The organism is Archangium sp. (assembly GCF_036277355.1).
In the GTDB taxonomy this organism is placed as follows: domain Bacteria; phylum Myxococcota; class Myxococcia; order Myxococcales; family Myxococcaceae; genus Archangium.
Map to the genome: position 1 here is coordinate 109,870 of NZ_DASUNC010000016.1, position 14,712 is coordinate 124,581.

At 69.0% G+C, this 14,712-nt stretch carries 7 protein-coding genes; 2 read left to right on the top strand and 5 right to left on the bottom strand.

All coding sequences use genetic code 11. The features are described from left to right. Both VFZ09_RS03405 and VFZ09_RS03410 read left to right on the top strand, forming a co-directional pair. A complete protein-coding gene (locus VFZ09_RS03405) occupies positions 1–2,703 on the top strand; it encodes an ATP-binding cassette domain-containing protein (protein WP_329726005.1) in 2,703 nt (900 codons plus the stop codon). Then, positions 2,687–4,819, top strand: a complete 2,133-nt coding sequence (locus VFZ09_RS03410; protein ID WP_329726006.1) for an ABC transporter ATP-binding protein — start codon at positions 2,687–2,689, stop codon at positions 4,817–4,819. Before VFZ09_RS03405 ends, VFZ09_RS03410 begins: the two co-directional genes overlap by 17 nt. Positions 4,820–4,846: 27 nt before the next feature. Here the strand turns inward: VFZ09_RS03410 and VFZ09_RS03415 are convergent, their stop codons facing one another. From VFZ09_RS03415 to VFZ09_RS03435, 5 genes are all read right to left on the bottom strand, one after another. Next, positions 4,847–6,421, bottom strand: coding sequence for an SDR family NAD(P)-dependent oxidoreductase (locus tag VFZ09_RS03415; RefSeq protein WP_329726007.1), 1,575 nt, complete (start codon positions 6,419–6,421; stop codon positions 4,847–4,849). A gap of 609 nt (positions 6,422–7,030) precedes the next feature. Beyond that, complete coding sequence (locus tag VFZ09_RS03420) at positions 7,031–8,728, bottom strand: kelch repeat-containing protein (protein ID WP_329726008.1); 1,698 nt, start codon at positions 8,726–8,728, stop codon at positions 7,031–7,033. 18 nt (positions 8,729–8,746) lie between these two features. Next, the gene (locus VFZ09_RS03425) at positions 8,747–10,702 is read right to left on the bottom strand and encodes an ATP-binding protein (protein ID WP_329726009.1); all 1,956 of its coding nucleotides are present in this window, start codon (positions 10,700–10,702) and stop codon (positions 8,747–8,749) included. Positions 10,703–10,730: 28 nt separating this feature from the next. Then, positions 10,731–11,363 carry a hypothetical protein gene (locus VFZ09_RS03430; RefSeq protein WP_329726010.1) on the bottom strand — a complete coding sequence of 211 codons (633 nt, stop codon included), beginning with the start codon at positions 11,361–11,363 and terminating at the stop codon, positions 10,731–10,733. A gap of 94 nt (positions 11,364–11,457) precedes the next feature. Next, positions 11,458–14,712: a hypothetical protein gene (locus VFZ09_RS03435; protein ID WP_329726011.1), complete on the bottom strand. Its 3,255-nt coding sequence runs from the start codon at positions 14,710–14,712 to the stop codon at positions 11,458–11,460.

Sequence of the window (14,712 nt, forward strand, 5' to 3'; positions counted from 1 at the left end):
ATGGCGGGTAGACCACGTCTCCTCATTCCGGAGGTCATCCAGACCTCGGCCATGGACTGCGGCCCCGCGGCCCTCAAGTCCCTGCTCGATGGCTTCGGCGTCCCCGTCAGCTATGGCCGGCTCCGCGAGGCCTGCCAGACCGATGTGGACGGCACCTCCATCGACGTCATCGAGGAGCTGGCCGTCACGCTGGGGCTGGAGGCGGAGCAGTCCATGCTCCCCCGGGACTATCTGTTCCTCGACGAGACCCGGGCCCTGCCGGCCATCGTCGTGGTGAGCCTCCCGAACGGCAGCCTGCATTTCCTGGTGGTCTGGAAGAAGTGGGGCCCCTTCGTCCAGGTCATGGATCCCGCACGCGGGCGGCGGTGGATGTCCGTGACCGAGCTGATGGACCAGCTCTTCATCCACGCGATGCCCGTCTCCGCCGAGGGGTTCCGCGAGTGGGCCGCCACGGATGAGTTTCTCGGAGGTCTGCGCCGGGGGCTGTCCTCCGTCGTCGGTGGGCCCCGCTCGGAGCGGCTGATTGCCCAGGCGCTCGAGGACCCCACCTGGAAGGGCATCGCCTGCCTGGATGCGACGGCGCGGCTGGTGCGGACGCTCGTGGAGGGCGGCGGCGTGCAGTGGGGTGAGACCGCGGTGGCGTTCCTCGAACAACTCCTGCGCGAGGTGCGCACCGCCCTGGACGAGGGCCGTGCCCAGCAGCTCATCCCCTTCACCTACTGGACGGCGTTGGGACGGCCGGACGCCGAGCAGCTCTCCCTGCGCGGCGCCGTGTGCGTCAAGGTCAGTGGGCTGCGCGGCGAGCGCGGCGCGGATGAACCACCGCTGCCCCCCGAGCTCGATGCCGCCTTGCGCGAGGCTCCCACCCACCCGCTGCGTGAGCTGGTGGCCCTGCTGCGCCGGGATGGGGTGCTCGCGCCCGCGGTGCTCGCCGCCATCGGTGTGTCCGCGGCCGTGGGTGGCTTCCTGGAGGCCCTGCTCCTGCGCGGGGTCATCGACGCGGGGCGGTACCTCACCACCTCGGGACAGCGCCTCGCCGGAGTCGTGACGCTGATCGCCCTGCTGGGCGTGCTGCTCATGCTCGAGTTGCCCCTGTCGCTCGGCACGCTCCACCTGGGGCGGCGGCTGGAGCTGCGTCTGCGGCTCGCCTTCCTCGACAAGATTCCGCGCCTGGGCGACCGCTACTTCCGCAGCCGGCTCGTCTCGGACATGGCGCAGCGCTGCCATGGCATCCACCAGGTGCGCACCGTGCCAACCCTCGCCGTCACCCTGTTGCGCGCCTCCGCCGAGCTGCTCGTGACGCTCGCGGGGTTGATGTGGCTGTCCCCACGCAGCGCCCTGTTGATCCTCCTCTCGGGTGGAATGTCGGTGGCCGTCCCCGTGCTCGCGCAGCGCTCGTTGCTCGATGCCGATCGCCGGATGCGGGACTTCGATGGCGTGCTTTCGGGCTTCTACCTGGACGCCTTGCGCGGGTCCGTGGCCCTGCGCGCCCACCGGGCCGGGCCCACGCTGCGCCGCGCCCAGGAGGAGCCGCTGCACGAGTTCATCTCCGCCGCCCGCACCCTGCTGCGCCGGAGCACCACCGCCGAGACGCTCGCCTCGCTCGTCGCCACCGGGGGCTCGGTGGCCATCGTCGTGCACGCGCTCTCGCGAGGGCTTCCTCCCGGCGCGATCCTGCTGCTCGTCTACTGGGCGCTCGCCCTGGTGACGCTGGGCCGGCAGATCGCCGAGGGCTTGCGCCAGTACCCCGCCGCGTCGTCGCTCACCGGCCGCCTCATGGAGCCGCTGCTCGCTCCGGACGAGGTGGACACGTCCGTCGCGCTGGCCACACAGCCCCGGACGGAGCGGCCCGTGGAGGCGGCTCGGGGCGTGGGCTTCTCGCTGCGTCAGGTGGACGTGAAGGCCGCGGGCCACACCCTCCTGCACGGAATCGACCTCTCGGTCCGGCCCGGTGAGCACGTCGCCATCGTGGGGCCCTCGGGGGCGGGGAAGTCGTCGCTGGTGGGCCTCCTGCTGGGCTGGCACCGGCCCTCCGCTGGACACGTGGAGGTGGAGGGCGAGCCGCTGGAGGGCGAGGCCCTGTGGCGGCTGCGGCGGGAGACGGCGTGGTTGGAGCCGGAGGTGTCGCTCTGGAACGAGCCGCTGGTGGACAACCTCACCTATGGCACCGACCCGGCCGAGGTGCTGCCTCGGGTGGGGCGGGCCCTGCACCAGGCCGACCTCGTCGAGCTGCTCGACACGCTGCCCGAGGGACTCCAGACGCGGCTGGGCGAGGGCGGTGGCCTGCTGTCGGGGGGCGAGGGGCAGCGGGTGCGTCTGGGCCGCGCGTTGCTCCGTCCCGGGGTGCGGCTGGCCATCTTCGACGAGCCCTTCCGGGGGCTGGAGCGGGACCGGCGCACGGCGCTGCTGGAGCGGGCGCGGCGGGAATTCGAGGGGGCCACGCTGCTGTGCATCATGCACGACATCGCCGAGACGCTCTCGTTCGACCGCGTGCTGGTCATCCAGGACGGGCAGCTCGTGGAGGACGACGCACCCCGGACGCTCGCGGCGCGCGCGGACTCGCACTACCGCGCCCTGCTGGACGAGGAGGCGTCGATCCAGCGCGAGCTGTCCGCGCGGGACGGGTGGAGGCGGCTCGTCCTGGAGCAGGGCGTGCTCACCGAGCGACGTGGGGAGGAGCGGGCGAATGCGCAGGGTGAGTGACGTGGAGGCGGTGGTCTGGCCGCTGGAGCGCGCGGGTGATGCGATGGAGGCGTTGGCGAGAGCGGCTCGGATGCCGCTGCCCAACCCGTTGCCCACCCTCTCGCGCGCGGTGCCCGCGGAGCATAGCCGCGTGGGCGAGTGGATGGACGGCGTGGCCCAGGCGTTGGGGCTCGAGCTGCTGCCGCACTACACGCGCCACGGTGAGGTCGAACAGGTGTTGAGCCGTGCGGCCCCGGCGCTCGTGGAGCTGACGGGCGCCCGGGTGATCGCGCTGCTCCGGCTGCCGTCCTCGGGACGGACCGCGCGCGTCATCGCGCCGGATGAGACGGTGCACGAGGTTCCGCTCTCCTCGCTGACCGCCGCCGCGCAGGCGCGCGTCGAGCACATCCAGGGACCCTTGGTCGATCACGTCCTGGCGCAGACCGCTCTGGAAGAGCCCCATCGGACCCTGGCCCGGAAGGCGCTGCTGGGGGCACAGCTCGCGAACATCTACCTCTTCGCCGCACGCACGCTCCGGCTGCCTCCGGGAGCCCGCATGCGCCATCACCTGCGGGCACTGAAGGCCGGACGGCGGCTGGTGCTGCTCTTCGTGCTGGCGGCCATCGTCCAGGTGTGTGTGCTCTCCAGTTGGTGGTTGATTGGCCGGGGCGCGTTCGAGGGGCAGTTGGATCCGGGGTGGCTCTGGGCCTGGGCGCTCATGGGGCTGACGCTGGTGCCGCTCCAGGCGGCGCTGACCTGGGTGCAGGGCTCGCTGGCGATGCAACTCTCCGCGCTGATGCGCAGGCAGTTGCTGGCGGGGGCGCTCGCGCTGCCCGTGGACGAGTCCCGGCGCGGAGGGATTGGCGAGTTCGTCGGGAGGACCTTCGAGAGCGCGGGCATGGAGCAGCTGGTGCTGACGGGCGGCTTCGCGAGCCTCCTGGCGGTGGTGGACCTGGTGCTGGCCGCGAGCGTGATGGTGACGGGCCCCGCGGGCTGGTACGGGCTGGTGGCGCTGGGCGGCTTCTGCGGCGTGCTGGCGGTGCTCGTCATGCGCCAGGCGGTGCGCTTCCGCGCGTGGACGGATGCGCGGATCGCCATGACGCATGCCCTCATCGAGCGCATGCTCGGCCACCGGACGCGGCTCGCGCAGGAGCGGCCGGAGCGGTGGCACGACGCGGAGGACCAGGAGCTGGCCCACTACGCCGAGGCCTCCGAGCAGTTGGATGCAGCCACGGCCCGGGTATCGGCACTCGCCAGGAGGGGGCTGCTCCCGGTGGCGATCATCGCGACGCTCCCCGCCGTGCTCTCGGGGGCCTCGACGGCGAGGATCGCGGTGGGCGTGGGCGCCGCGCTGCTGGCGGCGCGAGCCGTGGGCTCCCTGTCCGTGGGTGTCCTGGCCATCTCGGGTGCGCGCGTGCTGTTCCGCAGCATCCGTCCCATCCTGGAGGCCGCCCGGCGCTCCAGTGCCAGCACCACGGGGGGCGCGGCCGCTCCCCTGCCTCCCGAGGTGGCTCCTCCGGAGACCCAGGCCCTGCTCGAGGTGCGCGACCTCGTCTTCAAGCACACGGGGGCTCCCCGGGCGGTGATCGAACGGGCCTCGCTGACGGTGCGTGCCGGTGAGCGCGTGCTGCTCGAGGGACCCTCCGGCTCCGGCAAGTCCACGTTCGCCTCCATCCTGACGGGACTGCGGGGACAGGGCTCGGGGCTGCTGCTGCTGGGCGGCCTGGACATGGCGACCTGGACGCGGGACGGGTGGGGCGCGCAGATAGCAGGGGCTCCCCAGTTCCACGAGAACCACGTGGTGTCCGGCACGCTGGCGATGAACCTGTTGCTGGGGCGCACGTGGCCTCCCACCCCCGATGACCTGAGCACCGCGAAGGCGCTCTGCGAGGAGCTCGGCCTGGGGGAGTTGCTGGCACGCATGCCCTCCGGATTGATGGAGCTGGTGGGCGAGCGCGGCTGGCAGCTCTCGCACGGGGAGCAGAGCCGTGTCTTCGTGGCGCGGGCGCTGCTGCAGCGGGCCCGGGTCGTGGTGCTCGATGAGGCCTTTGGCGCGTTGGATCCCGTGACCATGCGCAAGGTGATGGCGTGCGTGGAAGCCCGTGCCTCCACGCTCATCGTCATCGCGCATCCCTGAGGGAGGCGCTACGCCTGCCGAGGGCCGTCACCAGGCGGTGTGGCGGTAGTCCTTGAAGAAGTTGCCCCACACGAACTGGCGGGTGTTCTCCGACGTCATGACGGGGTCCACCACGCGGGCCGCGCCGTCGACGATGTCCAGCGGCGGGTGGAAGTCGAGCTCGTTCTGCTTGCGCTCGGAGTGCTGCGCCGGGTCCTCGTCGGTGACCCAGCCGGTGTCCACCGCGTTCATGTAGATGTTGTCCTTCGCGTAGTCGGGCGCGGAGGTCAGCGTCATCATGTTCAGCGCGGCCTTGGCCATGTTCGTGTGGGGATGTTTGTCCGTCTTCGTCCCACGCGAGAAGCTGCCCTCCATCGCCGACACGTTCACGATGTGGCCGGGCGAGGCGCGGTCGCGCATCATCAGCGGCTTGAGCTTGCCGCAGAGGATGAAGGGCGCCACCGCGTTCACCAGGTGGACCTCCAGCATCTCGGCCGTCGACACGTCCGCGAGCTTCATCCGCCAGGAGTTCATCTCCCGCAGGTCCACCTGCTGCAGGTCCGCGTCCAGCTTCCCCTTCGGGAAGAGGGCGCTCGTGTCGCCCTCCTGCTCGAGCGCATACGGCAGCAGCGACAGCGCGGCGGACGAGTGGATGCCGATGGCCGGGTCCGTGCTGCGCCACGTGGGCATGAGCGACGACGGGTCCGTGCCACCCGCGCCGAGCGTGGGCTGCACCGCCGCGACGCATTCCACGTGTCCGGCGAGCAGCGGGCGCAGCTCCGGGGGGAGGTCCTCGACGCGGCGCAGCTCGCCCGCCAGCAGGTGCTCGTAGAAGCCGGGCGGCCGGCGCACCGTCTGCGCCGCGTTGTTGATGAGGATGTCCAGGCGGTGGTGCGTCTGCTCGAGGTGCCGCGCGAAGAGCTCCACGCTGGGGGCGTGCCGCAGGTCGAGCCCGTGGATGTGCAGCCGGTGCGACCAGTCCGCGAAATCGGGCTCGCGCGCGTAGCGCTCCGCCGAGTCCATGGGGAAGCGGGTGGTGGCGATGACGCGCGCCCCCGAGCGCAGCAGCATCAGCGAGGCCTGATAGCCGATCTTCACGCGCGCGCCGGTGATGAGCGCGACCTTGCCGGTCAGCGGCGCCCGCTGGGTCCGCTTCGCGTAGTTGAAGTCCCCGCACTCGCGGCACATGGTGTCGTAGAAGAAGTGCAGCTTGCGGTACTCGGCCTTGCACACGTAGCAGCGGCGGGGCACCTCCAGGATGCGCTCCGGACCCTCCTCGGAGGGCGGGGGCGGAGGCAGCTGCGGCACGTTGAAGACGGGGGAGCGGCGCAGGGCGCGGATCTCCGTGGTCGCGCGGACGTTGCGGTCGTGCTCGCGCTTCGTCTCCTTGCGCTCGCGCCGCATCGCCTTGTGGAGCCGGGAGAGGGTGGTGCGCTCCGGGTTCAACACGCGGCCGGCCGCCTCCAGCATGGCCTTGCGGTCCGCCTCGGGGATGCCGTTGAGCAGCATGCGGTTCTCGGCGATGGCTCCGAGGATGCGCGTGACCTGGTGCACCTCCTCCAGCGACAGGGCGGACGAGGTCTCCGTGGACGGGGGCAGCTGGGCTTGCTCGGCGTTCTTCATCGCACCGGTGCATACCTGCCGGGGCGCCGGGAGAAAAGGGTCATGGAGGGGCCGGGCCTGGTGGGTGGGAGGGGGGCCCTGCGGCCGGGCGCCGCTCAGGGGCGGGTGGAGGACTCCGGCTCGGGGGGGAGGAAGGAGCGGTGAGCCTCTCCGCGCGTTCTCGAAAGCTTGCTCGCCGGGAGAGAAGCCCCGCCGCCCGGATCGGCGGGTTCCTTAGCCAAATGAGTGTGCGCTGCGCGCGACTTGGGGCGACGTTCGCCACCTTCGAGCACTTCTTTACCGCGGAGAGCATCAAGGAAGGCCCTTGCCTGCTCGTGCGTGAGCTGCGGCTGCTTCCCACTCTCCTTCAATGAAGATCTCCAACTTGGAGCCGTGGTTCGCGCCGCTCTCCTGCACCCTTACTCGTGCCTCTTGGTCGCTTCCGGACTCGAAGGCGATGTGCGTGTACGGGCTGTTCCCGTCCCAGACCGTCCCAACGATGGCCAGTCGGACAACTGCCCCATCGTCAGGCCGGCTTCGGGAGGAATGTCTCCATGCCCCCCACCGGTTTTGAAGCCCTACCGCCTGCTCCCTCCCCAATGAGAAGCACCACGGGAGTACTCCCCGCGCCTATCCCCGGGAGAGAGGCGGGTCGTACAGCTCGTACGTCCCCTGGCCGGTGTTGCTGATGCCTCCCACGATCAGCAATCGGCCGTCGTTCAACAGGGCCGCGTCATGGTGCTCACGATCCACTTGCAGGGAGGCGACGCGGTTCCAGGACGCCAGGTGCGGATCGTACAACTCGGCCCCCGTGAGGATGCCGACGGCCTCGTGGTAGCCTCCGGTGACGAGGACATGTCCGGTGTCCAGCAGGGTCGCGGTGTGATCGCGGCGGGGTTGTTCCATGCGGCTGGTGGCCTGCCAGGTGCCGGTGGCCGGATCGTACAACTCGGCCGAGCCGCTGGTGTCCTCGATGCGGTTTCCTCCGGCGACCAATACGCGTCCGTCCTTCAACAGCGTGGCCGAATGATCGTACCGGAGGGTGCCCATGACTCCCGTGAACCGCCAGGTACCCGTGGTTGGATCGTACACCTCGGCGGAGGCGAGCCTCTGGGTGGAGGTGTTCTCGCCCCCTGCCACCAGCACCCGCCCATCCTTCAGCAGCGTGGCAGTGTGCGCGCCCCGGGCGGTATTCAGGTTGCCGGTGGTGGTCCAGGTGTTCGTGGCCGGGTCATACACCTCGGCCGAGGCATGCCGCGTGCCCGAGGCATTCTCGCCCCCTGCCACCAGCACCCGCCCATTCGGTAGCAGCGTGGCCGTGTGTTTGATTCTACCCTCGCGTATGGGGGCCGCGGCCCGCCAGGTTCCGGTGGCCGGGTCATACAGCTCTGCGGTGGATGGTTTGTCCTCGCCCCCCATCACCAGGACGCGGCCATCCGGCAGCAACGTGGCCGTGTAGGTGCGGCGGTTGGCGGAGGTATCGCCGGTGGGCACCCAGGTATCGGTGCGCGGATCGAAGATGTCGACCAGGGGAACCCAGTCTCCGAGTGCGAGCACCCGGCCATCCAGCAGCCGCACGATGCGAGCCTTGGCCTTCTGGCTCCGGCCCGCCGGCTTCGGGATGCTGAGCGAGCCCTTGCGCATCCGGAAGACGTGCCGGCCCAGGAGCGAACTGTTGTGGCTGGTGCGGGTCAGTCCCGTCGCCGCGTTGCCGTCGAGCAGCGCACCGGGGAGCCGCGAGCCGGGAAAGCCGAAGAATGTGTCCGGTTTGCCCGTGCCCGCGGAGAAGCCCGCCGCCGCGGACTGGCCTCCCAGGCCGCCGTTCCCTCCGCTGGCGGCCCCGGACTCCCACTCGAGGCGGTCGTAATTCATGACGATGTCGAAGTTGCCCAGCCCCGAGTCGTTCCTGTCCACCAGCAGGAGTTGGAAGCTGTTGAGCTTGTCGGTGCGCTCCCGGCTGTAGCCGACGGAAATCCAATTCACGCAGAAGGCCAGGTGGCCATCGAAGCGCACGGTGCCGTATCTGACACGTCCGGAGCCCGCCGCCCGCGTATCCACGTCCGCCAGGAAGGGGGCGATGATGGGAATGCTTCCGGCCGTCACCTCGAAGGGGATGTATTTGTAGAGCGGCGCCTGGAATGTGACGCTGCCATTCGTGTTGATGTGGAGCCGGGTGTAGAAGGTTCCGAAGAAATTGATGGGAAATCCCAGCTCGATCGGACCCACCGAGCCATCATCACTGGCTGGCAGTACGTAGGCGTTGGAGCCCTCGTCCATGAGGATGGGTTTCGGGGGGGAGCCACTGGCTTCGTTCGAGATGTCTGGCATTGGCATTGCCTCCAGTCTTCAGTTTCCAGCCGGGCGTAGCTCCGCGGGGACATGGCGCCCGAGTTTCTTGTACTCGCTCGCGAAGCCTCTCAAGAGGTCTGTGTACTCAATGGGACGCGCTTCCTGGCGCGCGAGCACCGCCGCGAGCAGCACGGCATTGCGGATGTGGCCACCACTCAGCTCCGCCATCGCGGCCAGCCGGTTCAGGTCCTTGGGCGCCACCCGGTGCCCCTCCCCGAGGTGCGCCTGCCAGAGGGAGCGCCGCTCCTCGGGTCCGGGCATCGGGAACTCGATGATGGAGTCCAGCCGCCGCATGAAGGCCGGATCGAACCGGCCCTTGCTGTTGCTCGTCAGGAGGGCCACCCCATCGAAGGACTCGATGCGCTGGAGGAGGTAGTTGGTCTGCGCGTTGGCGAAGCGGTCGTTCGAATCGCGGATGTCCGTGCGGCGGCCGAAGAGCGAGTCCGCCTCGTCGAACAGGAGCATCACCTCGGCATGCTCGGCCCGCGCGAAGAGCTGCGCGAGGTTCTTCTCCGTCTCTCCAATGTACTTGCTCGACACGCTGGCGAGGTCCACCCGGTACAGCGGCATTCCCAGACGTGTGGCGAGCCAACCCGCCGCCAGCGTCTTGCCCGTGCCGGAGGGGCCCACCAGGAGCGCCGTCACGCCCGTGCGGTAGCGCGTGGTGGCGGAGGCACCGAGCCCCTGGGCCAATCCCTCGCGCGAACGGCAGCGCAGCAGCAGCGCCTGGAGCTCGGCGGTGAGGGGCGGGTTGGCCACCAGGGCCTCGTCGCTGATCGGCTCGGGCAGCGCCTGGGCCAGCGAGCCCAGCCCGGCGCCCTCGGCCGACCACGCCGCGGCCACCAGGTCCCGTGCCTCCGGTGCCGCGCGGCCCGCCACGGCGGCGTGACGCCGCGCCAGGCGGCTCAATTGGGAGATCCTCCCCGCGCGGTGGCGGTGGGCGCTCGCGAGGTGTTCGGCCAACGGGGCGTCTCCCAGCGCCGCCTCCCAGAGTGCCCGGCGCTCCTGCTGACCGGGGACGGGCAGCGTCCAGGTGAGAAGGTTTCCCTCGGGCCATTCGAGGTTCCCCTCCGGCCCGCTGGTGAGCAGGACAGGGCCTTCGTAGAGGGGCGGGGAGGGGACGAGCTTGCGCTCTCCGGGGCCGAGGTCGAAGCAGAACACGGGCAGCAGCGAGCGCAGGTGGAGATAGGGGCCGAGCGCCTCGGTCCGGTCGGTTTCGAGGAAGAGGGGTCGCCGGCCCATGGCGGTGGCCAGCGCGGCCGCCACGGTGCGGAGCTCCGCCGTGGAGCCGCCGCGCAGCAGGAGCGCGCTGCGCGGATGGGCGGCGAGGGTGTCCGCATGCCGGCGCACCTGGCCGAGGAGGGAGGCGGGGAGGAGGAACTCGGGGTAGGGGCCGGGCCCGAGCGTCGTTCCGGGCCACGAGGCTTCCTGGCCGCGCAGCGCGAAGTAGAGGGGCAGGGGCAGCGCGAGCGTCTGCTCGGCGAGGGGGGCCTCGGTGCCGGAGCGGGAGAGCAGCCCGCCGCGCACGGCGGTGCCATGGGCGAGGCCATGCAGTGGAAACAGTCCCGGGGGAGCCGCCTCGGCGAAGGCCGAGGAGACGAGGCCCAGCGAGGGACGGGAGGTGCTGGCGGGGTGCTGGAGGAAGGCGAGGGCACGGCCCACCAGGGGCTCCTCCTCCACGGCCGCCGCGAGGGCCACGGTGAGCAGCTCCAGGAGGGAGAGGTTCAGCTCCCGGGCGAGCCGCACGAGGGGCGCGTCGCCGGGGGTGGGCGTTTCGAGGCAGGCCCGCGCGGCCGTGAGCCAGCCGGGGTGCGAGGCTTCGACGCCCTGCCGGGCGCGGAGCAGGACCCGGAGCTCGTCCGGGGTGTCGTCCTCCGAGGGGTCGAGCTTCCGCGCCAGGGCCGCCAGGGCGCAGTCGCGCAGGGTGAGGAGCGTTGCTGAGGGAATACCCATGGGGATTCTCCTGCTCGAGATATTTTTGTCATTCCCAACTGCGGAACGACCAGTCCGCAAGAAGGTCGTCGATACCGCGATACTGTGTTTCGCGCATGGTGTTACCCCAGTACTCGGCGGAGACGAGAAGATCATCCCAGCGGCGAGTACCGGGCTGCCTTGTCAGGCAGGTCATCAGGTCGTATGTCGATTCGACGATTACAAGGCATTCCAGGCGCCGCCCCGCCTGCCATCTGTCTTCCTTCGCCGGAAGCAATTCGGGTGTATGGGAAAACAACTGCTGGGCCGGGTCGACGGACTTGAGAAACTCATCGCTCTTGAGGCGCACGAAGCCGTGCAACTCCCACAGGGTTCTCAACGACCGCGGAATTTCACCCATCTCTCCTTCGAATCGATCGATGCACGATGGCGGCGTGGGCTTTCCAGCCATCATGAATCCATCTTCGTAACCATTGATTCTGTTTTCATCCCAATCCTTGAGCTGATAGACCAGGATGTGGCCCGTCCCGCAGACTCCGATCTTCGCGTCGAGAATGCTCCTGGACAGGTAATCGACGAAGCGTGGCAGGACCTCCGATGCAGGAGCCCAGAGCTCACGGACATGGACCGCGTCGGGGCTCTTGACGAGCGCGAGCCAGGCTTCGGGCACCTCGCCGCTCAACCTGTCGAGCTCCTGTTCTTGGCCAATCAGTCGTGGGCACCAGTGCCCGCATTTGCCTAGAAAATCATCCCAATTCAATGTTCACTCCCCTCGCTCATCTTGCCGCGGCGAGCACGTCCGCTCGCAGTGTCTGCAAAAATGCATCGATTTTGCTGCCACCAGGCGGGTTGATGATGTTCGTGTAGACTTGGCTTGTCAGTGGTCGATCTTGAGTTCCCGCCGGCTGCTCCAGGGTTTTTTTGATGCCGAATAGCTTGTCGTGGATGATGTCCTCGATCTTGTCCTTGGTGAATTGCTCCAATTGTGCCTGGGTGGCCTTGGCATATTGGTTGCCTACTGGAACGCTGGCTGGGGCGTGTCCGGCGTGACGCTTCAGGAGCGTCCAGGGACCCTGTGCGTTGTCACAGGTTTTACACTGCGCGTCCTCTGTCACTGCGGGGCCTTTTGTGCTGGTTCCCGCGGAAATGATTTTCTTGACCCAGCGATCCTGTGTCGTGACTCCGAATTTGTGAAACACTCCTTCGATTGCTTTTTCCCAGACGCTTTGGGAGATGACGCTGTGCGGACGAGTGTCGCCAACCCGGCCAGAGAAAGCTCCTCCCGAGCCGATGGTTTCGGTGACGGTGCCGCAAGCGGGGCAGACATCATCCTTGTAGATCTGAACGATCTCGGCATCGAAGGTCTCGCCGCTGACCCCATGCTTGAAATGAGCCGTGGTCTTGTATGCTGGCCATGCTGGTTCGTCGAAGGTGACGGTTGCTCCGTGCCGGTCCGCGGCTTCCCGGCAGATGGAGCGGAAGAATTGCTGCGAGGGAAGTAGGTTCTGGGCGTGCTTCTCGATCTCCTTGATCAAAGGATCCAGGTTCTTCAGTGCGCCTGAATACGTCGCAAGACCCACGACCGTGGGATTGATGTTGCCATCGAAGCTGATCCCCCTATCGGAGCGGGTCACCATCACCTTCGAAACTCCCGTCTGCTGGGCGATCTTTGCTCCCACCTCTGCTACGGACTCCGACCTCTCGAGGGGGTCGTGCTTGACTGGCGGAAGCGTGAGCTGCCCGCTCGGCCTGTCGTATCGAGCATCTTGGTGCTCCGCGAGCAGTTTCTTCGTTACCTGCCTGGGATCGCCTCCGGCCTTGTAGACAACAGACCCCGATTTGATCGTGGCCAACTCCCTGGCCAGGGCGGGCGACACCTTGTTCATGGTGGCCGAATGCGGTTCGACAAGCGTCTTGGGGACCGTCTCTCCACCCTCCTCGCCAACCCTCTCGCCCTCGTCCTTGCCCGGCTTGCCTTTCCCTGGCTTCCCCTTGCTGTCTTTGCCAGGTCTGATCTTGTCCTCTGCGGGTTTCGTACTCGCGCTCTTCTTGCTTCCCTTCTTCCCACCTGGGGCGGGCGCCTTCGCGGGAGCGGAGGCACTCTTGCCACCCGCGCCTTTCTTGCCACCGGCGGGTGCGGCCGCCGCTCCTCCCTCGTCCCACTTCGCCGGCTGGTGGTCCTCGCCGCCCTTGCTCTTGCCCGGCACGCTCTGGCTGAGCAGGTCGCTCATGAATTTGCCGCCGTCGAACTCCACCTCCGTGAACTTCACCGCCGGCCACTGCTTGGAGCCCAGCACGTGCTCCACGTCCGCCCCGATTCCGAACTCCCCCGGCAGCGGGTACTCCAGGCTCCCCAGCGGCCACGTCCACTTGTCGTCCGGCAGCGGCGACCACCACGGGCTGTCCACCTCGAAGAACAGGTCTCCCCCCAGCCCCAGGAAGGGCTGCGCCGCCAGCTCCATGTGGCCCTGAATGTAGAACTCCCCCGCCGCACCCGCCTTCTGCCGGTAGCCGATGATGGGCGTGGCCTCCACGTAGCCTCTCACTCCCGTCAGCGCCCACACTCCCACGCCCGCCTTGATGTCGTGGCCGAGCAGCTCGACGCCCACGCCACCCTCGGCCCGCAGCCGCAGGCCCGCGAACGCCGAGATGTTCAGCGTCGCCTGCAGGTTCAGCTCCTTGTCCACCCGCTTGTCCGTCGAGTACTGCCCCGACAGCTTGATGTTGTAGAGCTTGCCGGGTCCGATGGTGGCCAGTGCCTCCAGCCCGACGTTGGCGAACACGAACACGTTGCCCACCACCGGCAACCCATAGGCCGCTCGCGCCTCCAGCTTCAGCAGGCTCTTCGTCCACTCCTTCTGCTCGAAGAGGATGATCTCCTTGGGCGGGGCGATCTCCCCTCGCACGGTGGCCTCACCCGTGCTGCCCACCACCACCTTCGCCTTGCCGGTGAGCCACTCCGTCAGCGAGAAGTCCAGCTCGCCCCAGCCGCAGAAGGCGCGCGGTCCTGGTTTCGCCTGCGCTCCGGCCGCGCCCGGGCTCGCGGCTCCTGGGGCCGCGCTTGGAGCACCCTCGCCACCCGGCGTGGGAAGTCCGCCGGCCTGTGGGTCCTTCGTCGTGATGTCGCGCGCGGTGGCCGCATCCGTGGCGAGCAGTGTGATGCTGCCCTTGAGCCGGTCGCCCGCGTAGCTGGCCGTTCCCTGGATGTCGAGCACCCCCTGGTTCAGCCGCGCGTCGGCCCCACCGGACACCTTGCCGATGGACACCTCCAGGTGCGTCTCGCCGGACAGGCCCGTCTCGGGGCTGTAGCTCACCTGGAGCTTGCCGCCCGAGCCACCGGGGAGCTTGACCTCAGCCTGGCCGCCGAAGCTCACCTGGCCATTCTCGAAGCCGAGCTGTCCGCTGCCGGTGACGAAGCCGCTCAAGGTGAAGTCCACCGACTCGGCGCCCAGCTTCAGGACTCCGTTCTCCAGCGTGTTGTGGATCGACTTGATGCCCAGCTTCGACAGGCCCTGGAGGCCCAGGGCTTCAGGCTCCTTGCCGAGCATCCCCAGCAAGGACGAGTCGTTCCGGGGCACCGCGCGTCCGGGTTTGCCGAGGGCGGCATGGCCGGTGATCACGTTGTTCTCGATGCTCACCACCAGCACCAGCCTCCCGCCGAGGATGCCGTCGAGCGGGGGCAGGGAGAGCGGCAGTGCCGCGCCCTGGCCCGTGGTGCTGTAGCCGCCCTCGCCCTCAACGAGCTCGAGCTCACCCGCGGCGAGATTCCCGAGCCGGGCCATGGCCCTCCCGTTCTCGTCGAGCCGCACGGTGGAGGCGTCCAGCATCCCCTTGCTCAAGTCGATCTCGCCCGGCTGGGCCTTCGGGTTCGTCTTGGGCGCCTGTTGGAGCTCGTCCCGCAGGTAGCGCGGGAGGGTGCTCTCGCGGCTCCGGGCCGTGGAGACGTTCCCCTGGGGTTGCTTCCGGCGCCCCTCCTGCACGGAGGCCGGCGAGGAACTGGCGGACGGCTTGCGAACGGGTTCAAAGGCCAT

Excerpts from the sequence above, each read along its gene's own strand:
- VFZ09_RS03405 (WP_329726005.1), top strand. The coding sequence starts at position 1 with ATGGCGGGTAGACCACGTCTCCTCATTCCGGAGGTCATCCAGACCTCG.
- VFZ09_RS03410 (WP_329726006.1), top strand. The coding sequence starts at position 2,687 with ATGCGCAGGGTGAGTGACGTGGAGGCGGTGGTCTGGCCGCTGGAGCGC.
- VFZ09_RS03415 (WP_329726007.1), bottom strand. The coding sequence starts at position 6,421 with ATGAAGAACGCCGAGCAAGCCCAGCTGCCCCCGTCCACGGAGACCTCG.
- VFZ09_RS03420 (WP_329726008.1), bottom strand. The coding sequence starts at position 8,728 with ATGCCAGACATCTCGAACGAAGCCAGTGGCTCCCCCCCGAAACCCATC.
- VFZ09_RS03425 (WP_329726009.1), bottom strand. The coding sequence starts at position 10,702 with ATGGGTATTCCCTCAGCAACGCTCCTCACCCTGCGCGACTGCGCCCTG.
- VFZ09_RS03435 (WP_329726011.1), bottom strand. The coding sequence starts at position 14,712 with ATGGCCTTTGAACCCGTTCGCAAGCCGTCCGCCAGTTCCTCGCCGGCC.